General features: G+C 69.5%; 23 protein-coding genes and 1 riboswitch. Of the genes, 8 read left to right on the top strand and 15 right to left on the bottom strand.

Going from position 1 to position 18,069, the window contains the following annotated elements:
- Positions 1-2 precede the first annotated feature (2 nt).
- On the bottom strand, positions 3-917 hold the full coding sequence (locus AC3B6A_RS03425) for a LysR family transcriptional regulator (RefSeq protein ID WP_488400911.1): 915 nt from the start codon (positions 915-917) through the stop codon (positions 3-5).
- A gap of 100 nt (positions 918-1,017) precedes the next feature.
- Here AC3B6A_RS03425 and AC3B6A_RS03420 point away from each other — a divergent pair, with 100 nt between their 5' ends.
- Together AC3B6A_RS03420 and AC3B6A_RS03415 are read left to right on the top strand one after the other, a co-directional pair.
- On the top strand, positions 1,018-1,305 hold the full coding sequence (locus AC3B6A_RS03420) for a putative quinol monooxygenase (protein WP_488400910.1): 288 nt from the start codon (positions 1,018-1,020) through the stop codon (positions 1,303-1,305).
- A 13-nt stretch (positions 1,306-1,318) separates the two neighbouring features.
- Positions 1,319-2,332, top strand: coding sequence for a zinc-binding alcohol dehydrogenase family protein (locus tag AC3B6A_RS03415; protein ID WP_488400909.1), 1,014 nt, complete (start codon positions 1,319-1,321; stop codon positions 2,330-2,332).
- A 102-nt stretch (positions 2,333-2,434) separates the two neighbouring features.
- On the opposite strand, the gene AC3B6A_RS03410 is transcribed toward AC3B6A_RS03415, so the two are convergent.
- The 13 genes from AC3B6A_RS03410 to nrdR all read right to left on the bottom strand — a co-directional run bounded on the left by AC3B6A_RS03410 (position 2,435) and on the right by nrdR (position 12,590).
- The gene (locus tag AC3B6A_RS03410; protein WP_488400908.1) at positions 2,435-3,241 is read right to left on the bottom strand and encodes a cobalamin-binding protein; all 807 of its coding nucleotides are present in this window, start codon (positions 3,239-3,241) and stop codon (positions 2,435-2,437) included.
- Positions 3,242-3,658 (bottom strand): MFS transporter, encoded by a 417-nt coding sequence (locus tag AC3B6A_RS03405; protein ID WP_488400907.1) that lies wholly within the window; start codon positions 3,656-3,658, stop codon positions 3,242-3,244.
- Positions 3,655-4,284 (bottom strand): GTP cyclohydrolase II, encoded by a 630-nt coding sequence (gene ribA, locus AC3B6A_RS03400; RefSeq protein ID WP_488400906.1) that lies wholly within the window; start codon positions 4,282-4,284, stop codon positions 3,655-3,657. The genes AC3B6A_RS03405 and ribA overlap by 4 nt, the downstream gene beginning before the upstream one ends.
- 186 nt (positions 4,285-4,470) lie before the next feature.
- Positions 4,471-5,118, bottom strand: a complete 648-nt coding sequence (locus AC3B6A_RS03395; RefSeq protein WP_488400905.1) for a retropepsin-like aspartic protease family protein — start codon at positions 5,116-5,118, stop codon at positions 4,471-4,473.
- Between the two features lie 5 nt (positions 5,119-5,123).
- The gene (locus AC3B6A_RS03390; protein WP_488400904.1) at positions 5,124-5,870 is read right to left on the bottom strand and encodes a substrate-binding periplasmic protein; all 747 of its coding nucleotides are present in this window, start codon (positions 5,868-5,870) and stop codon (positions 5,124-5,126) included.
- Between the two features lie 151 nt (positions 5,871-6,021).
- Positions 6,022-6,537 (bottom strand): phosphatidylglycerophosphatase A family protein, encoded by a 516-nt coding sequence (locus AC3B6A_RS03385; protein WP_488400903.1) that lies wholly within the window; start codon positions 6,535-6,537, stop codon positions 6,022-6,024.
- 2 nt (positions 6,538-6,539) lie between these two features.
- Positions 6,540-7,499 (bottom strand): thiamine-phosphate kinase, encoded by a 960-nt coding sequence (thiL, locus tag AC3B6A_RS03380; protein WP_488400902.1) that lies wholly within the window; start codon positions 7,497-7,499, stop codon positions 6,540-6,542.
- A 99-nt stretch (positions 7,500-7,598) separates the two neighbouring features.
- On the bottom strand, positions 7,599-8,078 hold the full coding sequence (nusB, locus tag AC3B6A_RS03375) for a transcription antitermination factor NusB (RefSeq protein ID WP_488400901.1): 480 nt from the start codon (positions 8,076-8,078) through the stop codon (positions 7,599-7,601).
- On the bottom strand, positions 8,075-8,551 hold the full coding sequence (gene ribH, locus AC3B6A_RS03370) for a 6,7-dimethyl-8-ribityllumazine synthase (RefSeq protein ID WP_488400900.1): 477 nt from the start codon (positions 8,549-8,551) through the stop codon (positions 8,075-8,077). The genes nusB and ribH overlap by 4 nt, the downstream gene beginning before the upstream one ends.
- A gap of 229 nt (positions 8,552-8,780) precedes the next feature.
- Positions 8,781-9,887 carry a bifunctional 3,4-dihydroxy-2-butanone-4-phosphate synthase/GTP cyclohydrolase II gene (ribBA, locus tag AC3B6A_RS03365; protein WP_488400899.1) on the bottom strand — a complete coding sequence of 369 codons (1,107 nt, stop codon included), beginning with the start codon at positions 9,885-9,887 and terminating at the stop codon, positions 8,781-8,783.
- A 15-nt stretch (positions 9,888-9,902) separates the two neighbouring features.
- A complete protein-coding gene (locus tag AC3B6A_RS03360; protein ID WP_488400898.1) occupies positions 9,903-10,571 on the bottom strand; it encodes a riboflavin synthase in 669 nt (222 codons plus the stop codon).
- 162 nt (positions 10,572-10,733) lie between these two features.
- Positions 10,734-10,896: riboswitch (FMN riboswitch) on the bottom strand.
- A gap of 114 nt (positions 10,897-11,010) precedes the next feature.
- Complete coding sequence (ribD, locus tag AC3B6A_RS03355; RefSeq protein ID WP_488403494.1) at positions 11,011-12,111, bottom strand: bifunctional diaminohydroxyphosphoribosylaminopyrimidine deaminase/5-amino-6-(5-phosphoribosylamino)uracil reductase RibD; 1,101 nt, start codon at positions 12,109-12,111, stop codon at positions 11,011-11,013.
- Between the two features lie 14 nt (positions 12,112-12,125).
- Positions 12,126-12,590: a transcriptional regulator NrdR gene (gene nrdR / locus AC3B6A_RS03350; RefSeq protein ID WP_488400897.1), complete on the bottom strand. Its 465-nt coding sequence runs from the start codon at positions 12,588-12,590 to the stop codon at positions 12,126-12,128.
- Between the two features lie 148 nt (positions 12,591-12,738).
- Here nrdR and AC3B6A_RS03345 point away from each other — a divergent pair, with 148 nt between their 5' ends.
- The 3 genes from AC3B6A_RS03345 (at position 12,739) to trxA (ending at position 14,916) form a co-directional block, all read left to right on the top strand.
- Entirely contained in the window at positions 12,739-13,185 is a 447-nt protein-coding gene (locus AC3B6A_RS03345) for a YbaY family lipoprotein (RefSeq protein ID WP_488400896.1), read from the top strand.
- The gene (locus tag AC3B6A_RS03340) at positions 13,182-13,838 is read left to right on the top strand and encodes a class I SAM-dependent methyltransferase (RefSeq protein ID WP_488400895.1); all 657 of its coding nucleotides are present in this window, start codon (positions 13,182-13,184) and stop codon (positions 13,836-13,838) included. Before AC3B6A_RS03345 ends, AC3B6A_RS03340 begins: the two co-directional genes overlap by 4 nt.
- A gap of 208 nt (positions 13,839-14,046) precedes the next feature.
- Positions 14,047-14,916, top strand: coding sequence for a thioredoxin (gene trxA, locus AC3B6A_RS03335; protein WP_488400894.1), 870 nt, complete (start codon positions 14,047-14,049; stop codon positions 14,914-14,916).
- Positions 14,917-15,045: 129 nt separating this feature from the next.
- Here the strand turns inward: trxA and AC3B6A_RS03330 are convergent, their stop codons facing one another.
- Entirely contained in the window at positions 15,046-15,390 is a 345-nt protein-coding gene (locus AC3B6A_RS03330) for a hypothetical protein (RefSeq protein WP_488400893.1), read from the bottom strand.
- A 127-nt stretch (positions 15,391-15,517) separates the two neighbouring features.
- On the opposite strand from AC3B6A_RS03330, the gene AC3B6A_RS03325 reads away from it, so the two are divergent.
- Genes AC3B6A_RS03325 through AC3B6A_RS03315 form a run of 3 tightly spaced genes read left to right on the top strand, consistent with a single transcriptional unit; the run spans position 15,518 to position 18,063 of the window.
- On the top strand, positions 15,518-16,078 hold the full coding sequence (locus AC3B6A_RS03325; protein ID WP_488400892.1) for a DUF2796 domain-containing protein: 561 nt from the start codon (positions 15,518-15,520) through the stop codon (positions 16,076-16,078).
- Between the two features lie 9 nt (positions 16,079-16,087).
- Positions 16,088-16,795, top strand: a complete 708-nt coding sequence (locus AC3B6A_RS03320; protein WP_488400891.1) for an ABC transporter ATP-binding protein — start codon at positions 16,088-16,090, stop codon at positions 16,793-16,795.
- A gap of 2 nt (positions 16,796-16,797) precedes the next feature.
- Positions 16,798-18,063 (top strand): ABC transporter permease, encoded by a 1,266-nt coding sequence (locus AC3B6A_RS03315; RefSeq protein ID WP_488400890.1) that lies wholly within the window; start codon positions 16,798-16,800, stop codon positions 18,061-18,063.
- Positions 18,064-18,069 lie beyond the last annotated feature (6 nt).

Genomic DNA, 18,069 nt, shown 5'->3' with positions numbered 1-18,069 from the left:
GCTCAGGCCCAGGGGCGGTCGCGCATCAGCTCGGCGCAGCGCAGCTGGACGAACTCGCGCAGCTGGGTCACGGCCCGGCTGAGCTGGGCGCGGTGGGTGCAGAACAGGTTCATCGGCGTGGCCTCGCCCAGGTAGTCCGCCAGCGCCACTTCCAGCCGGCCGGCGCGCACGTCGGCCACCACGTCCAGCCAGGACTTGTAGACCAGCCCCTGCCCCGCCACGGCCCAGCGCCGCACCACGTCGGCATCGTCGCAGAGGCGGTCGCCGCGCACCGTCACCTCGTGCTGCTTGCGGCTGTCGCTGAAGCGCCAGCGCTCGTGGGCGCGGCCGCCGAGCATGTAGAGCAGGCAGTTGTGCCGGTGCAGCTCGTCCGGATGCGTCGGCCGGCCGTGGCGGGCGAAGTATTCCGGCGCGCCGCAGAGCACCCGGCGGTTGTCCGGGGCCAGCGGCAGCGCCACCAGGTTCGAATCGCCCGGCTGGCCAAGGCGGAAGGCGACGTCCACCGGCTGGCGGTAGAGGTCGGCCAGGCGGTCGCTGATCAGCAGGCGCAGGTTCATCCGCGGGTGCAGCGCCTGGAACTCGTCGAGCCAGGGCAGCAGCACGTTGCGGCCGAAATCCGAGGGCGCCGAGACCTGGAAGTTGCCGGCGATCTCGCTCTTGCCGCCGGCCAGCAGCTGGCGGCCGTCGTCCAGGCTCTGCAGCGCGGCGCGGGCGTGGGCCAGGTACAGCTCGCCCTCGGCGGTCAGGCGCAGGCTGCGGGTGGAGCGGGCGAACAGGCGCACGTCGAGCTCGCTTTCCAGGCGCTTAAGCGCCGCGCTGGCCACCGCCGGCGACAGCTCCAGCTCGCGTGCCGCGGCGGAAAGGCTGCCGCGCTCGGCGGTACGGACGAAGATCTGCAGGTCGTCGAAACGCAGCATTTTCAAAATTCCGTTGAAAGAGACTCTCTACTTACGCGGTTTTTCTCCCCGGAGAAAGAGAGCAGCATCCCTTCACCTTTCCCCACCGCGAGTTTTCCCGATGAGCCTGACCCTGATCGCCATCATCCGCGCCAAGCCCGGCCGCGCCGACAGCCTGCAGCAGCGCCTGCACGACCTGAGCGCGCCGTCCCGCGCCGAGGCCGGCTGCCTGCAGTACGACCTGCACCGCGACCTCAAGGACGCCGACCTGATCTACATGATCGAGCAGTGGCGCGACGAGGAAGCCCTCGCCGAACACGAGGCCAGCCCGCACTTCCAGGCGTTCGTGAAGGCCGCCGAAGCCGACCTGGCGGAACTCGACATCCGCCTGATGAACCGCATCGACTAAGAAGGATTCCGCCATGAAAGCGATCGGCTACACCCAGAGCCTGCCCAGCAGCGACGCCAACGCCCTGCTCGACATCCAGCTGCCGGAGCCGACGCCCGGCCCGCGCGACCTGCTGGTGGAGGTGCGCGCCGTCTCGGTCAACCCGGTGGACACCAAGGTGCGCCAGCGCGCCCAGCCCGACGCGGGCCAGTACAAGGTGCTCGGCTGGGACGCCAGCGGCGTGGTCCGCGCGGTGGGCAGCGAAGTCAGCCTGTTCAGGCCGGGCGACAAGGTCTGGTACGCCGGCGACCTGACCCGCCCCGGCAGCAACGCCGAGCTGCAGCTGGTGGACGAGCGCATCGTCGGGCACATGCCGCAGAGTCTCGACTTCGCCAATGCCGCCGCGCTGCCGCTGACCACCATCACCGCCTGGGAACTGCTGTTCGACCGCCTGCAGGTGGCCGAGGGCAGCGCCAGCGTCGGGCAGAGCCTGCTGATCGTCGGCGCCGCCGGCGGCGTCGGTTCGATCCTCACCCAGCTGGCGCGCCAGCTCACCGGCATGACGGTGATCGGCACCGCCTCGCGCCCGGAAACCCAGGAGTGGGTGCGCAACCTCGGCGCACACCACGTGATCGACCACCGCAAGCCGCTGAGCGAGGAGCTCAGGCGCATCGGCGTCGGCGAGGTCAGCCATGTCGCCAGCCTGAACCAGACCGACGCGCACCTGGCCGAGATCGTCGCCTGCCTGCGCCCGCAGGGCCGCCTGGCGCTGATCGACGACCCGGAAAGCCTCGACGTGCGCCTGCTCAAGCAGAAGAGCCTGTCGCTGCACTGGGAGTTCATGTACACCCGCTCGATGTTCCAGACCGCCGACATGATCGAGCAGCACCGGCTACTGCAGCGCGTCGCCGGGCTGATCGACCGGGGCGTGCTGAAGACCACCCTGGGCGAGCACTTCGGCCGCATCGACGCGGCCAACCTACGCCGCGCCCATGCCCTGCTGGAGAGCAACACGGCCAAGGGCAAGATCGTGCTGGAGGGGTTCTGACCCGGGCTCCCCGGTCAGCCCTGTTCGCGAGCAAGCTCGCTCCTACAAGGGTGTGCCCAGTGGCCGCTCTTCGTAGGAGCTTGCTCGCGAACCCCGTCCGGCTCAGTCCCCGGCCTTGGCCCCCGCCAGCAACCGGCAGAGTTTCTCGGTGGCATCGAGCATCGCGTAACTCGGCCGCTCCAGGTTCTTGTCGGGGATCGGCCAGAGCTGGCCCAGGCGCGTGGCGGTCAGCTGCGGCATCTGCGTCCAGGGCTGCAACTGGGCATGGCTGCCGCCCAGGATCACCTCCGGATCACGGGCCAGCACGGCCTCCTGGCTGACCTGCGGCGCCGGCAGGCCGAGGTCGGCGAACAGGTTGCGGCCGCCGCAGACGTCCAGCGCGTCACTGATGATCTGCCGGCCGCCCAGCGTGTAGAGCGGCCGGTCCCAGACCTGGTAGAACACCTTCAGCGGCCGTTCGCGGTGGTACTGGCTGCGCAGCGCCCGCAGGCGCTCATCGAAGGTCCGCGCCAGGGCCTGGCCCTGCTCCCGGCGGTCCAGCCGCTCACCCAGCTCGCGCAGTTGCCGCGCGACATCCTCCAGGTGGTGGGGATCGGCGAGGTAGATGGGAATGCCGAAGGATTTCAGCCGGGCCAGTTGCGCTTCCGGCACCGCGCCGGGCCAGACCAGCAGCAGGTCGGGGCGCAGGTTGAGCACCTGCTCCAGGTTCACCTGTCCGTAGCGCCCCACCGAGGCCAGGGCAGCCAGTTCCGGCGGACGCGGCCCGCCGTCGAGCACGCCGACCAGCCGGTCGGCCGCGCCGAGTTCGAGCACCATGTCGGTAAGGGAAGGCGCCAGGCTGACCACCCGCTCCGCCGCCGCCAGCGGCAACGCCAGCAGCAGGGCGAACAGGCAGAGGAGCCGACGCATTCAGACGAGCTGGCGGGGAATGCGGTAGAGCCAGAGGATGACCAGGCTGGCCAGCCCCAGCAGCAGGACGGCCACGCCGCTCAGGTCGACCAGCACCGCCAGGGCGCCGATCCAGGCCGGCAGGCTGCCGACCAGCATGCCACGCCGCTGCGCGGCGCCGAGCGCCTGCCAGGCGGCGGGTTCGCCGTCGCTGTCGCGGGCAGCTTCGGTGGCGATCAGCGCGCGCTTGTAGCCGCGGAACAGCGGCAGGGTGAGGAACATCGACAGCAGGCCGGCAATGAAGGCCGGCATCGCCAGCTGTCCGGACCAGCCCGTCCCGGCCACCAGCGCCATCAGCAATTGCTGCGGCGCCAGCGCGAGCGCCAGCAGCAGCCAGCCGCTCAGGTTCATCCGGCGCCGGGTGGCGGCGCGGTTCACGACGCGCCGACCTCGGCCTCGGCCTCGCCCTGGTGCATGTTGCCCAGCATGTGGCCGAGCTTGCCGGCCTTGGTCGCCAGGTAGCGCTTGTTGTGCGGGTTCAGGCCCTTCTGCAGCGGCACCCGCTCGGTGACGGCCAGGCCGTAGCCCTCCAGTGCCTTCACCTTGCGCGGGTTGTTGGTCATCAGCTTGAGCGAGCAGATGCCCAGGTGCTGCAGCATCGGCAGGCACATGGCGTAGTCGCGCTGGTCGGCGCCAAAACCCAGGGCCAGGTTGGCTTCCACGGTGTCGGCACCCTCGTCCTGCAGGGCGTAGGCGCGGATCTTGTTGAGCAGGCCGATGCCACGGCCTTCCTGGCGCAGATAGAGCAGCACGCCGCGCCCTTCCTCGGCGATCGCAGCGAGTGCGCCTTCGAGCTGGAAGCCGCAGTCGCAGCGCAGGCTGAACAGCGCATCGCCGGTCAGGCACTCGGAATGCAGACGCCCCAGCACCGGCTGGCCGTCGTCGAGCTGGCCCATGGTCAGGGCGACGTGTTCCTTGCCGGTTTCCTCGTCGAGGAAGCCATGCATGGTGAATTCGCCGAAGGGAGTGGGCAACTTGGAGGCGGCGACGAAAACGACGGACACCGGAAACTCCTGAAAGATTTGTCTAGGGAAGGAGGACCGGCATTGTAGCAGCAGCGCCGGCCGCACCGTCATTGCGAATTCTGCAGGATAAGCATCGACGCCATCGATGGAAGGGCAGCGCCACCCGGCCTCAGAGCCTGTCCAATGTCTGCCTGCACTTGCTCATGCGGCGTCAGAAACAGGCGCTCAGTGCTTGGCCTGGATGTACATCATGCCCTGGTCCTCGCGCCAGCCCACGCGGTTGAGGTAGCTCATGCCGAGCAGGATGTCGGTGGGGAATTCGCCTTCCAGCACCACCGCCTCCACGCCCAGCACCTCGACGCCGCCCAGCTTCACGCTGTTGAGCGACACCCGCCAGCCCTTGGCCGTGCCGCTGGCGGTGGACGCCATCATCGGCGTGCCGACGGCGCGGTAGTCGATGCCCAGGCGGCGCGCCTGGCCCTCGTTCATCGCCACCGAGGTGGCGCCGGTGTCCACCAGGAACTGCGCGCTCTGGTTATTGATGCTCCCGGAGACCCAGTAGTGGCCGCCGTTGCCGCGGGCGATGCTCATCTCGGTGCGCGCCGCCGGGGCCGAATAGCCGCCGTCGTGGTATTCGCGCTCCAGCGCGTAGGTCTGCTCCACGCCGTCGACGCGCAGCACCGCCTTGTGGGCGTCGGCGCTGACCAGCTGGATTCCCTCCGGGCCGCTCTGGCCGACCTTGAGCAGCTTGCGCTGGCCGTCGATGTTGAGCACCGCCGCCCCGGGGAACAGCCCCACCACGCGCACCTGGGGCGCCGCCAGCGCCAGCGCGGAGCAGAAGGTCAGGCAGAACAGCAGGAACAGACGCGGCATCAGGGTCACTCCTTGGGGGGCAGCAGCGGCTTCAGCGGGGCATAGGGCCAATGCCAGCGGGCGAACAGGCGCTCCAGCTCGCCATTGTGGTGGAGCGCCTGCATGCGCGCATCGAACAGTTTCGCCAGCGCGCGGCCCCGCTCGTTGTTGGCGAAGCCAAGATACAGCGGAATCGAGGCGACATCGGTGATCCGGTAGACGCTGGCATCGACGCCCTCGCCCTGGAGCATTTCCTCGAGTTCGGGGCGGGCGTCGATGAAATAGTCGATGCGGCGGCCGTCGAGCATCGGCAAGGCCGAGCTGCGGCGCTGCAGTTCGTTGCGCTGGCGCAGGTGGTCCAGGTAGCGGTCGAAGGCGTAGCCGCGCATCCAGGCCAGGCGGTAGCGGCCCAGCTCGGCCAGCGTCGGCGCCGGGGAATCCCTGCGCCCCAGCGCGGCGATGGGATCGACGTCGTAGGGCCAGCGCGGGTAGATCATGTTGTCGATCTCGCCGCGATAGGAGCCGATCCAGGCATCCGCCTCGCCGCGCCGCACCAGGCCGACCGAGCGGACATAGGGCTCGCTGCGCGGAACCAGGCGCACGCCCTCCGGCTCGTACAGGGCGCGCAGCAGGTCCCAGGCCAGGCCGCGGCCGTCGGCCTGGCTGTAGTTGACCCAGACCTCGCTGACGACGCGTATCTCGCTCGGCGGGGCGTCATCAGCCCACGCCGGCAACCACCACAGTACACAGAGCAGGCCCAGCAATCGGCGCATCGATCTTCCTCGAAGCCTGTTCAGGGTTTCGCCGAGCGCAACGCAGGCAAGGCGGGAACAGGTGACGGCAAGCGTAGCGCAGTCACCGCCGAAAGCCGGCCCGCCAGGCGGGCGCGGTGCGGGCAGGCGCGGGAGGGCATCGAGCCGGCCCTCAGATCAGCCAGCGCGCCCAGCCCCAGGTCAGCCCCTGCATCACCACCCAGGCGAACACCCCGGCCAGCACGTCATCGAGCATGATGCCGACGCCGCCGTGGACATTGCGGTCGATCCAGCTGATCGGCCAGGGCTTGAAGATATCGACGATGCGGAACACCACGAAGCCGACCAGCAGCCACCACCAGCCCTCCGGCACCAGCCAGAGGGTGATCCACATGCCGACCATCTCGTCCCAGACGATCCCCTCGTGATCGTGCACGCGCAGATCGTCGGCGACCTTGCCGCACAGCCAGAAGCCGAACAGCATGGTCACGCCCAGCATCAGCCAGTAGCCCCAGTCCGGCAGCAGCTGCCACAGCGGGATGAACGGCAGCGCAACCAGCGAGCCCCAGGTGCCGGGCGCCTTGGGCAAGGTGCCGGAGCCGAAGCCGAAGGCCAGGAAATGCCAGGGGTTGTGCCACACCGAATGGGGCACGGGTTGCGCGGGAGCCTGGTCGGGGTGTTCTGTCACGGTCACTCCATGAAATGCAGGTAGCCGCCCTGGCGCGGCGTGATGTCGTTGCCCTGAGCGTCCAGCACGCGGACGCCGGAGCCGGCTTCCACCCGGCCGACCACGCACAGCTGCGGCCAGTCCGCGGCAAGCGCGGGCAGGTGCTCGGGCGGCAGGGTGAAGGCCAGCACGTAGTCATCGCCCGCGCCGAGTTTCAGTTGCAGTGCGCGCTCGGCGCCCAGCAGCGCCTCCAGCGGCGCGCTCGGCGGCAGGCGCCCGGCCTCGATGACCAGCGCCACGCCGGAGGCGCGGGCGATGTGGCCGCAGTCGGCGAGCAGCCCGTCGGATACATCCAGCGCCGCGCTGGCCTTGCCGCGCAGCGCCTGGCCGAAGGCCAGCTGCGGCTGCGGCGACCAGTAGCGCGCCAGCAGCGGCTCGGCGATGGCCGGCTCGGCATACAGCTCGCCCAGCACCAGCGGCAACGCACCGCCCGCCTCGCCCAGCGGGCCGCCGACGCAGAGCAGCTCGCCCGGCCGCGCGCCGGCGCGGGTCAGCGCCTGCCCGGCGGGCACGCCGCCGAACACGGTGACGGTCATCGCCAGCGGGCCACGGGTGGTATCGCCGCCGATCAGCGCCAGGGCGCATTCCCGGGCCTTCAGGTCCAGGCCGCGGGCGAAGCCCTCCAGCCAGGCCGGATCGGCCTCGGGCAGGGTCAGGGCAAGGGTGAAGCCGATGGCGGATGCGCCCATCGCGGCCAGGTCGCTGGCGGCGACCGCCAGGGCGCGCTGGCCGAGCAGGCAGGGATCGCAGACGGCGGGGAAATGCACGCCGGCGACCAGGGTATCGGTGGAGACCGCCAGCTGTTCGCCGGCGCGGGGCGCGAGCAGCGCGCAGTCGTCGCCGATCCCCAGGGCCACGGCCTCGCCGCCGGCCGCGCAGGCGGCCGAGGCGAAGTAACGGCGGATCAGTTCGAACTCACCCATGCTCAGAACCTGTCCAGAGCCCGTAGCGAGAAGCCGTCAGCGGAACGAGCGGCGCATGGGTTCCGATCACGGTCTCGCAGCAGGATCACGGACAGGGTCTCAGCGCTTGCCGCCACGCAGCTCGGCCGCGCGCAGGCGCGGGGCCAGCTTGTCCAGCACGCCGTTGACGAACTTGTGGCCGTCGGTGGCGCCGAAGGTCTTGGCCAGCTCGATGCCTTCGTTGATCACCACCTTGTACGGCACGTCCAGGCGGTTGCGCAGCTCGTAGGTGGACAGGCGCAGGATCGCCAGCTCGACTGGGTCGATCTCTTCCAGCGCGCGGTCCAGGCAAGGGGTGAATTCCTTGTCCAGCTCGCCCTTCAGGCGCGGCACGCCGTGGAGGATCTCGTGGAAGTAGGCGCCGTCGACATCGCTGAAGTCGTTGTCGGTGCGGAAGCTCGCCTCGATCTCGTTGAGCGGCTGGCCGGCCATCTGCCAGGAATACAGGGCCTGCACCGCGAGGCTGCGGGCCTTGCGGCGCATGGCGATCTTGTTGGGCTTGGCCGGCTTCGCCGGAGTACCGCTGTCCTGGGTGCTCACTTGGCCTCCAGCTGCGACAGCAGGCTCACCATTTCCAGGGCGGACAGGGCAGCTTCGGCGCCCTTGTTGCCGGCCTTGGTGCCGGAGCGCTCGATGGCTTGTTCGATGGAGTCGACGGTCAGCACGCCGAAGGCGACCGGCACGCCGAACTGCAGGGAAACCTGCGCCAGGCCCTTGGTGCACTCGCCGGCTACGTATTCGAAGTGCGGGGTGCCGCCGCGGATCACCGCGCCGAGGGCGATGATGGCGTCGTACTCGCCACGCTGGGCGACTTTCTGCGCCACCAGCGGGATCTCGAAGGCGCCCGGGGCGCGGATCACGGTGATTTCGCTCTGGGCGACGCCGTGGCGCACCAGCGCGTCGATGGCGCCTTCCACCAGGCTTTCCACCACGAAGCTGTTGAAGCGGCCAACCACCAGGGCGAAGCGGCCTTTGGGGGCGATGAAGGTACCTTCGATGGTCTTCAGGGTCATGGGCAGGTCTCGTCTGTTAAAGAGCCGGAGCGTCCGGCGACGCTCCGCAAATAGGGTAGAAGAACGGCGCCGCCGTGCCAGGGCGCGGCGGCGGGTTCATTCGGGTAGTCCGGAGCGCGTCGCGAGCGCAGGTCAGGCAAGGCGGGAATCGCCGAAAAAGCGCAGTCTACTGAAGTAAACGAGCATTTCGAGGCGATTTCCAACGCGGCATGACCCAGCGCAGCAGCGATCAGGGCTGCCCGTCAGCGGGCAGGTATTCTACAACTTCCAGGTCGAAGCCGGATATCGCGTTGAAGCGCATCGGCGCCGACATCAGGCGCATCTTGCGCACGCCCAGGTCGCGCAGGATCTGCGAACCGGCACCCACGGTGCTGTAGGTGGTGGTCGGCTTGGGCGCCGGCGTCCCGCTGTGGCCGATCTCGCGGACATGCGCCAGCAGGTCCTCGCCACCGACCTGGTGGCCGAGCAGCAGCACCACGCCGCTGCCTGCCTCGGCGACCTTGGCCATCGCCGCGCGCAGGCTCCAGCGGCCCGGCTGGGCGACCATCAGCAGGTCGCGCAGCGGGTCGGGGTTGTGCACGCGCACCAGGGTCGGCTCTTCCGCGCAGACCTTGCCCAGGGTCAGGGCCAGGTGCACGTCGCCTTCCACGGAGTCGCGGTAGGTGATCAGGTTGAAGTGGCCCAGTTCGCTGTCCAGCGGCTGCTCGGCGATGCGCTCGACGGTGCGTTCGTGGATCAGGCGGTAGTGGATCAGGTCGGCGATGGTGCCGATCTTGATGCCGTGCTGCTTGGCGAACTCCTCCAGCTCCGGCCGGCGGGCCATGGTGCCGTCGTCGTTCATGATCTCGCAGATCACGCCGGAGGGCTCGAAGCCGGCCATGCGCGCCAGGTCGCAGGCCGCCTCGGTGTGGCCGGCGCGGGCCAGCACGCCGCCGGCCTGGGCCATCAGCGGGAAGATGTGGCCGGGGCTGACGATGTCGGCGGCGACGGCGTTCTTCGCCGCGGCGGCCTGCACGGTGCGGGCGCGGTCGGCGGCGGAGATGCCGGTGGTGACGCCCTCGGCGGCCTCGATGGAGACGGTGAACTTGGTGCCGAAGCCGGAACCGTTGCGCTGCACCATCAGCGGCAGGCCGAGGCGCTCGCAGCGCTCGCGGGTCATCGGCATGCAGATCAGGCCGCGGGCGAAGCGCGCCATGAAGTTGATGTCTTCGGTGCGGACGCACTCGGAGGCGATGATCAGGTCGCCTTCGTTCTCGCGGTCCTCGTCATCCATGAGGATGACCATCTTGCCCTGACGCATGTCGTCGAGCAGTTCTTCAATGCTGTTGAGTGCCATACGGGGTCAAGCCTTTCAGTGTTTGAGGAAGCCGTTTTCGGCCAGGAATGCTTCGGTGATGCCGGACGCGCCGGCAGCCGGTTCGGCGGCCTTGTCGCCCAGCAGCAGGCGCTCAAGGTAGCGCGCCAGCAGGTCGACCTCCAGGTTGACCTGCCGCCCCGGGCGGTAGTCGGCCATGATGGTTTCCTGCACGGTGTGCGGGACGATGGTCAACTCGAACTCGGCGCCGTTGACCGCGTTCACCGTCAGGCTGGTGCCGTCCACGGTGATCGAGCCCTTGAGCGCGATGTACCTGGCCAGCTCGCGCGGCGCGCGCACGGTGAACTGGATGGCGCGGGCGTTTTCCTCGCGCTTGACGATCTCGCCGACGCCGTCGACGTGGCCGCTGACCAGGTGGCCGCCCAGGCGGGTGGTCGGGGTCAGGGCCTTTTCCAGGTTCACCCGGCTGCCGACCTTGAGCTGGGCGAAGGCGGTGCGCGCCAGGGTCTCGCGGCTGACGTCGGCCCAGAAGCCGTCGCCGGGCAGGTCCACCGCGGTCAGGCAGATGCCGTTGACCGCGATGCTGTCGCCGAGCTTGACGTCGGCCAGGTCGAGCTTGCCGGTCTTCACGTACAGGCGCACGTCACCGCCTTTCGGGGTGATGGCGGCGATGCTGCCGATGGATTCGATTATGCCGGTGAACATGTGACCTCCCACGCGGCAGGGGCGGCGTGATCGCGGGCACTGGACCGCGCAGCCGACCGGGAACGATGTTGCATAGAGGTGAACTCCTGTTTCGGTTAGAAAACAGGGCGTATCGGATCGAAGGGACTACACGGGCGCGCGCAGACGCGCCCCGCTGGCTCATCCCGTTCTCTCTTCATCCGGACTGTTACCGTCGGCCCCGGAATCGCACCGGGTCTGCTGACCTTGCCCATCCGGCGAACCGGTCCGGGCAAGCGCTCGCGGGCTAGACGCATTGCGCGCCATTACCGCCGGTGGGGACTTGCACCCCGCCCTGAGAACGTCAATCGCGGCCGTTCACAACGCCGACCGCGTGTGGCGTTTTACCACAGGCCGGCACAAGTCGGAAGGTTCTGTTTATCCAGCCTCTGCTTTCGCGCAGGGGCGAAGGACGCGGCCGTCAACGCGGCCGGGCCGTGACCAGCCAGTCGTCGCCCACCGCGCGGATGTCGGTGATCTTCAGCTCGCGGGACTCGGCCATGCGCTCCAGCGGCAGCTCCAGCAGCGGACGCGCGGAGGAGCCGAGCAGCTTGGGCGCCATGAAGATGCAGTATTCGTCGACCAGCCCCAGGCGCGCGAAGGCCCCGGCCAGGCGCGGACCGGCTTCCACCAGCACCTCGTTGACGCCACGGCGCCCCAGCTCGGCGAGCAGCGCCGGCAGGTCGACCTGGCCGTCGCCCCCGGCCAGGGCCAGCAGTTCATGGCCGAGCACGGCGTAGTTCGGGTCGTCCCGCGTGCCGACCACCAGCGCCGGCCCCGCCTGGAAGAAGGCGGCGGTCAGCGGCACCCGCAGGCGCCCGTCGATCAGCACCCGCAGCGGCGGGCGGCGGGTCGCCAGTTCGGTTTGCTCGGCATCCAGCCCGAGTTCGTCGGGACGGACGGTCAGCCGCGCATCGTCGATCAGCACGGTGTCGGCGCCCGAGAGCACGACGCTCGACTGCGCGCGCAGCCGCTGCACGGCCCGGCGCGCGGCGGGGCCGGTGATCCACTGGCTCTCGCCGCTGGCCATCGCGGTGCGGCCGTCCAGGCTCATCGCCAGCTTCACCCGCACATAGGGCAGGCCGGTTTCCATGCGCTTGAGGAAGCCGGGATTCAGCGCGCGGGCTTCGTTCTCCAGCACGCCGGCGCGCACCGCGATGCCCGCCTCGGCGATGCGCCGCAGGCCGTTGCCGGCGACCTGCGGATTGGGGTCCTGCATGGCCGCCACCACCCGCGCCACGCCGGCCTTCACCAGCGCGTCCGCGCACGGCGGCGTGCGGCCGAAGTGGCTGCAGGGTTCCAGGGTCACGTAGGCAGTCGCGCCCTGAGCCTTGTCGCCGGCCTGGCGCAGGGCGTGGACCTCGGCGTGCGGCTCGCCGGCGCGCACGTGCCAGCCCTCGCCGACCACCTCGCCGTCGCGCACGATGACGCAGCCGACCCGCGGATTGGGATGGGTGGAGTACCAGCCCTTGCGCGCCAGTTCGATGGCGCGGGCCATCCAGGCTTCGTCGCAGGTGTCCATCGGGGCCGGGGCGCTCATTCTTTCGACGGCTCGCGGGCCAGGCGCTCGATCTCCTCGCGGAACTCGTTGAGGTCCTGGAAGCGGCGGTAGACCGAGGCGAAACGGATGTAGGCGACTTCGTCGAGCTTCTGCAGCTCGGCCATCACCAGTTCCCCCAGCACCCGCGACTTCACCTCGCGCTCGCCGGTGGCGCGCAGCTTGTGCTTGATGTGCGCCAGCGCCGCCTCCAGCCGCTCGATGCTCACCGGACGCTTCTCCAGCGCGCGCTGCATGCCGGCGCGCAGTTTGTCCTCGTCGAACGGCTGGCGGCTGCCGTCCTGCTTGATCAGGCGCGGCATGACCAGTTCGGCGGTCTCGAAGGTGGTGAAGCGCTCGCCGCAGTTCAGACACTCGCGGCGACGGCGGACCTGATCGCCCTCGGCGACCAGGCGCGAATCGATGACTTTGGTGTCGTGGGCGCCGCAGAAGGGACAATGCATGGCGGGTCTGCTGCCGTCTTGTAATGGGGGAAGGAAAGGCCTCATGGTAGCGCATCGCTCCGCCGATGAAACCCTGGCCCCGAGACAAGCCGGGCGCTTTAGGCTATACAGGCGCCCGCCTGGAAATGCGCCGCGATGGAGTCCGCCCATGTCCACCCGTCTTCTCTGCCTGTCCCTCATCGCCCTGCTCGCTGCCTGCTCCAGCGACAAGCCGGCGCCCACCCCGCAGGCCGCGCCCGCCGGCGCCACGGTGGTCGAACCGGTGCTGCCGGCCAACATGCGCGAGCTGACCGGCCTGCTCAGCAGCAGCCAGGGCTACCTGCCCGCCGGCGGCGAGGTGGAGCTGGCGCTGCTGGTGGTCGACGAACGCGACCGCCCGCAGCAACTGCTCTCCAGTGAAAAGCTGATCGCCACCGGCCAGGCCCTGCCGTTCCGCCTGGTGTTCAACCCGCAATCCTTCCCGGCCAACGCCCGCGTCGAGCTGCACGGCCGCGTCTCGCAGTCCGGCCAACTGGTCTGGCACCTGCCGCCGGTGCGCATCGCCCTGCCGGAGAGCCGCGCCCTCGGTGAGCTGCGCCTGGAGCGCGCGCCATGACGCCGCCGCTGCCGCTGCAGCAGGCCCTGGGCGAACTGCTGGGCGACGCGCGCCTGGTGGCCGAGCGCCTGCCCGGCACCGACATCGATCTCTGGCTGATCGACGCGCAGAACATGGATCGCGAATTCAGCCCGGACGAGACCCGGCGCATCCTCGATGAACCGCCCTACTGGTGCTTCTGCTGGGCCAGCGGCCTAGTGCTGGCGCACTGGCTGGCGCAACGGCCGGAATGGGTGCGCGGCAAGCGCGTGCTGGACTTCGGCGCCGGCTCCGGCATCGCCGCCATCGCCGCGGCCAAGGCCGGCGCCGCCGAGGTGGTGGCCTGCGACCTCGACCCGCTGGCGCTGCTGGCCTGTCGCGCCAACGCCGAGCTGAACGGCGTGCAGTTGAGTTACTCGGACGACTTCTTCAAGGAGGCCGACCGCTTCGACCTGATCATCGTCGCCGACGTGCTCTACGACCGCGCCAACCTGCCGCTGCTGGACGAGTTCCTCGGCCGCGGCCGCGAAGCCCTGGTGGCCGATTCGCGGGTCCGCGACTTCAGCCACCCGCTGTACCGGCGCCTGGCGATCCTCGACGGCTGCACCTGGCCGGACCTGGCGGAACCCGCCGAGTTCAGGCACGTCAGCCTGTATCACGCGCGGCGCGGGTGACCACCGCCGGCCTTGCGGCCGGATCGCGGACAAAGTCCGCTCCTACGGGAGCACACGCCGATCCTTCCGCGTAGGAACGGACCTTGTCCGCGAAAGGCGGGCAACGCCCGCCCATGCCCCCTGCCAACCGGGTGCTTGTTTCCGTTCAGCCGCGCCCCCACTTATAGTGGCAACCACCCTTCATCGCCCCACTCGCCCGAGATTTCCCATGAGCGATACGCCCTACATCTTCGACGCCAACATCGCCAACTTCGATCAGGTCGTCATCGAGAACTCCTTCGTCAAACCCGTCCTGGTGGACTTCTGGGCCGACTGGTGCGCCCCGTGCAAGGCGCTGATGCCGCTGCTGGCGCAGATCACCGAGTCCTACCAGGGCGAGCTGCTGCTGGCCAAGGTCAACTGCGACATCGAGCAGGACATCGTGATGCGCTTCGGCATCCGCAGCCTGCCCACCGTGGTGCTGTTCAAGGACGGCCAGCCGGTCGACGGCTTCGCCGGCGCGCAGCCGGAATCGGCGATCCGCCAGATGCTCGAACAGCACGTGCAGCCGCCCGCCCCGGCGGAAGGCAATCCGCTGGAACTGGCGCAGACCGCCTTCAACGAAGGCCGCTTCGCCGAGGCCGAGGCGCAATTGAAAGCGCTGCTGGGCGAGGACAACAGCAACGCCGCCGCGCTGATCCTCTACGCCCGCTGCCTCGCCGAGCGCGGCGAGCTGGGTGAGGCCGAGACCGTGCTCAACGCGGTGAAGAGCGACGAGCACAAACAGGCGCTGGCCGCCGCCAGGGCCCAGCTGACCTTCCTGCGCCAGGCCGCCGACCTGCCGGATGCCGCCGCGCTGAAGACCCGCCTGGCCGCCGACGCCAACGACGACGAAGCCACCTATCAGCTCGCCATCCAGCAACTGGCCCGCCAGCAGTACGAAGCGGCGATGGACGCTCTGCTCAGGCTGTTCGTGCGCAACCGCGGCTATGGCGAGGACCTGCCGCGCAAGACGCTGGTCCAGGTGTTCGATCTGCTGGGCAACGATCACCCGCTGGTGATCGCCTACCGCCGCAAGCTGGCGAACGTGCTGTATTGATCGATCAGGGCGCCGCAAGGCGCCCTTTTCACAGGCGCGGGCAGAGCGCCGACTGTAGGAGCGAGCTGGCTCGCGAACCTACCCCGCCGCGGAGTTGTTCGCGAGCCAGCTCGCTCCTGCGAAAAGCCGCTACGCCTCCACCCAGTTGAACACCTGCACGCCCTCGCGCACCTCGATCTTCACCTTCGGGCTGTGCCGCAGGCGCACCAGCAACCCCTTCGCCGCCCCCGCGCTGCCGGCCAGCGCTTCCAGCTCGCCGAGCAATTGCGGCCCCTCGCTGCTGCCGCTGCGGCGCAACAGGTCCTGCGCGGCCAGCCACGCCTGATCCGCCGGGCCGCTCGCGGCGGGAGCCGGAGCCTTCGGCGCCACCGCGGCCGCCGGCAGGTTCTGCGCCAGGCGCGCCCAGTCGGCGGCGTCCATCTCGACGGTCAGGTCCACCGGCCAGTCGCCGATGGTGCCCTTGATTCTCAGCATCGCCCTTCTCCTCGCGGCATTTCGCGCATGCTCCCACGGCATCGCCGCCACGCCAAACGCACGCTAAGCTGGCGTTAATCTTTCACCCGTTATAACGTAACAAATCAATCAATGACCGGAGTTCCCCATGCGCCCCCTGCTCCTCGCTGCCACCCTGCTGCCCCTCGCTGCATACGCCCACGACGAACATGAACACGGCAGCCTCGGCAAGCATGAGCATGGCGTCGCCCAGCTCAACGCCGCCCTCGACGGCAAGGCCCTGGAGCTGGAACTGGACAGCCCGGCGATGAACTTCGTCGGCTTCGAGCACGCCGCCACCAGCGACGCCGACAAGGCCACCGCCGCCACCGTGCAGGCCCAGCTCAAGCAGCCGCTGCAGTTGATCGACCTCCCGGCCGCGGCCAAATGCAGCCTGCAATCGGTGGAACTCTCCAGCCCGCTGTTCGGCGACGCACCAGAGGCCGACGAGCATGATGGCGACCACGACGAACACGAGGGCCATCAGCACGCCGATATCCACGCCCACTACCAGCTGACCTGCGCCCAGCCGCAGGAGCTCGCCGGCCTGGACTTCGCGCCGCTGTTCAAGCGCTTCCCGGCGACCCAGAGGATTCAGGTACAACTGATCGGCCCGAGCGGCCAGCAAGGTGCAGAATTGACCGCCGGCAACCCGACCCTGACCTTCTGAATCCCTGAAATGACCGCACTGCTCGAACTCGACAACCTCGGCTTCGCCTGGCCCGGCCAGGCGGAGCTGCTGGACATTCCCGCCTTCGCGCTGGAGCGTGGCGAAACCCTGTTCCTCAAGGGCCCCTCCGGCAGCGGCAAGACCACCCTGCTCGGCCTGCTCGGCGGCGTGCAGCGCCCGCAGCGCGGCAGCGTGAAACTGCTCGGCGAGGACATCGCGCAGATGAAGGCGGCGCGCCGCGATCATTTCCGCGTCGACCACACCGGCTACATCTTCCAGCAGTTCAACCTGCTGCCGTTCCTCTCGGTACGCGAGAACGTCGAGCTGCCCTGCCACTTCTCGCGCAGCCGCGCGGAACGCGCCAGGGCCCGCCACGGCAGTGCGGCCCAGGCCGCCGAAGCGCTGCTCGGGCATCTCGGCCTTGGCGACAAGGCACTGATCGAGCGCCGCGCCGACAGCCTGTCCATCGGCCAGCAGCAGCGCGTCGCCGCGGCCCGCGCGCTGATCGGCCAGCCGGAACTGGTGATCGCCGACGAGCCGACCTCGGCGCTGGACGCCGACGCCCGCGAGGCGTTCCTCCAACTGCTGTTCGCCGAATGCCGCGAGGCCGGCGCCAGCCTGCTGTTCGTCAGCCATGACCAGAGCCTGGCCGCCCTGTTCGACCGCAGCCTGTCGCTGGCCGACCTCAACCGCGCCGCCCGCGCCCCGGGAATCTGAGCATGTACCTGTTGCGCCTGGCGCTCGCCAGCCTGTCCAACCGCCGCTTCACCGCGCTGCTGACCATCTTCGCCATCGCCCTCTCCGCCTGCCTGCTGCTGGCGGTGGAGCGCGTGCGCACCGAGGCCAAGGCCAGCTTCGCCAGCACCATTTCCGGCACCGACCTGATCGTCGGCGCGCGCTCCGGCTCGGTGAACCTGCTGCTGTATTCGGTGTTCCGCATCGGCAACGCCACCAACAACATCCGCTGGGACAGCTTCGAGACGGTGGCCCACAGCCCGCTGGTGAAGTGGGCGATCCCGATCTCCCTGGGCGACTCGCACCGCGGCTACCGCGTCATGGGCACCGACACCGGCTACTTCGAGCACTACCGCTTCGGCCGCGGGCAGACGCTGGAACTGGCCGAGGGCCGGCCGTTCGGCCAGGACCTGTTCGACGTGGTGCTCGGCGCGGAAGTCGCCGAAGCACTGCACTACAAGCTCGGCGACAGGATCGTCCTCGCCCACGGCGTCAGCACCATCAGCCTGGTGCAGCACGACGACAAGCCGTTCACCGTGGTCGGCATCCTCAAGCGCACCGGCACCCCGGTGGACCGCACCCTGCACATCTCGCTGCAAGGCATGGAAGCGCTGCACGTCGACTGGAAGAACGGCGTCCCGGCGCGCGGCGCCGCGCGCATCAGCGAGGACCAGGCACGCGGCATGGACCTGCAGCCCAAGGCGATCACCGCCTTCCTGCTCGGCCTGAAGAACAAGGTGGCGACCTTCACCCTGCAGCGGCAGATCAACGAATACGACGGCGAGCCGCTGATGGCGATCCTGCCGGGCGTGGCGCTGCAGGAGCTGTGGGGGCTGATGGGCACGGCGGAGAAGGCGCTGTTCGTGGTCTCGCTGTTCGTCGTGCTGACCGGCCTGATCGGCATGCTCACGGCGATCCTCACCAGCCTCAACGAACGCCGCCGGGAGATGGCCATCCTGCGCTCGGTGGGCGCGCGGCCCTGGCACATCTTCAGCCTGCTGGTGGCCGAGGCCTTCGCCCTGGCGCTGGCCGGCGTGGTGCTGGGCGTCGGGCTGCTCTACGCCGGCATCGCCGGCAGCCAGGCCTACGTGCAGGCCAGCTACGGCATCTTCCTGCCGCTGGCGCTGCCCAGCGCCTATGAATGGTCACTGCTCGGCGGCATACTCCTGGCCGCGCTGCTGATCGGCTGTGTGCCGGCGTGGCGCGCCTATCGGCAGTCGCTGGCCGATGGCCTGTCGATCCGCCTCTGAGGAAGT

This window comes from Pseudomonas sp. B12(2026) (assembly GCF_057767015.1).
The sequence above is the reverse complement of the archived record's forward strand: the minus strand, read 5'-3'. Positions and strand labels throughout refer to the sequence as shown.

Excerpts from the sequence above, each read along its gene's own strand:
- AC3B6A_RS03425 (WP_488400911.1), bottom strand. The coding sequence starts at position 917 with ATGCTGCGTTTCGACGACCTGCAGATCTTCGTCCGTACCGCCGAGCGC.
- AC3B6A_RS03420 (WP_488400910.1), top strand. The coding sequence starts at position 1,018 with ATGAGCCTGACCCTGATCGCCATCATCCGCGCCAAGCCCGGCCGCGCC.
- AC3B6A_RS03415 (WP_488400909.1), top strand. The coding sequence starts at position 1,319 with ATGAAAGCGATCGGCTACACCCAGAGCCTGCCCAGCAGCGACGCCAAC.
- AC3B6A_RS03410 (WP_488400908.1), bottom strand. The coding sequence starts at position 3,241 with ATGCGTCGGCTCCTCTGCCTGTTCGCCCTGCTGCTGGCGTTGCCGCTG.
- AC3B6A_RS03395 (WP_488400905.1), bottom strand. The coding sequence starts at position 5,118 with ATGCCGCGTCTGTTCCTGCTGTTCTGCCTGACCTTCTGCTCCGCGCTG.
- AC3B6A_RS03390 (WP_488400904.1), bottom strand. The coding sequence starts at position 5,870 with ATGCGCCGATTGCTGGGCCTGCTCTGTGTACTGTGGTGGTTGCCGGCG.
- thiL (WP_488400902.1), bottom strand. The coding sequence starts at position 7,499 with ATGGGTGAGTTCGAACTGATCCGCCGTTACTTCGCCTCGGCCGCCTGC.
- ribH (WP_488400900.1), bottom strand. The coding sequence starts at position 8,551 with ATGACCCTGAAGACCATCGAAGGTACCTTCATCGCCCCCAAAGGCCGC.
- ribBA (WP_488400899.1), bottom strand. The coding sequence starts at position 9,887 with ATGGCACTCAACAGCATTGAAGAACTGCTCGACGACATGCGTCAGGGC.
- AC3B6A_RS03360 (WP_488400898.1), bottom strand. The coding sequence starts at position 10,571 with ATGTTCACCGGCATAATCGAATCCATCGGCAGCATCGCCGCCATCACC.
- ribD (WP_488403494.1), bottom strand. The coding sequence starts at position 12,111 with ATGGACACCTGCGACGAAGCCTGGATGGCCCGCGCCATCGAACTGGCG.
- nrdR (WP_488400897.1), bottom strand. The coding sequence starts at position 12,590 with ATGCATTGTCCCTTCTGCGGCGCCCACGACACCAAAGTCATCGATTCG.
- AC3B6A_RS03345 (WP_488400896.1), top strand. The coding sequence starts at position 12,739 with ATGTCCACCCGTCTTCTCTGCCTGTCCCTCATCGCCCTGCTCGCTGCC.
- AC3B6A_RS03340 (WP_488400895.1), top strand. The coding sequence starts at position 13,182 with ATGACGCCGCCGCTGCCGCTGCAGCAGGCCCTGGGCGAACTGCTGGGC.
- trxA (WP_488400894.1), top strand. The coding sequence starts at position 14,047 with ATGAGCGATACGCCCTACATCTTCGACGCCAACATCGCCAACTTCGAT.
- AC3B6A_RS03330 (WP_488400893.1), bottom strand. The coding sequence starts at position 15,390 with ATGCTGAGAATCAAGGGCACCATCGGCGACTGGCCGGTGGACCTGACC.
- AC3B6A_RS03325 (WP_488400892.1), top strand. The coding sequence starts at position 15,518 with ATGCGCCCCCTGCTCCTCGCTGCCACCCTGCTGCCCCTCGCTGCATAC.
- AC3B6A_RS03320 (WP_488400891.1), top strand. The coding sequence starts at position 16,088 with ATGACCGCACTGCTCGAACTCGACAACCTCGGCTTCGCCTGGCCCGGC.
- AC3B6A_RS03315 (WP_488400890.1), top strand. The coding sequence starts at position 16,798 with ATGTACCTGTTGCGCCTGGCGCTCGCCAGCCTGTCCAACCGCCGCTTC.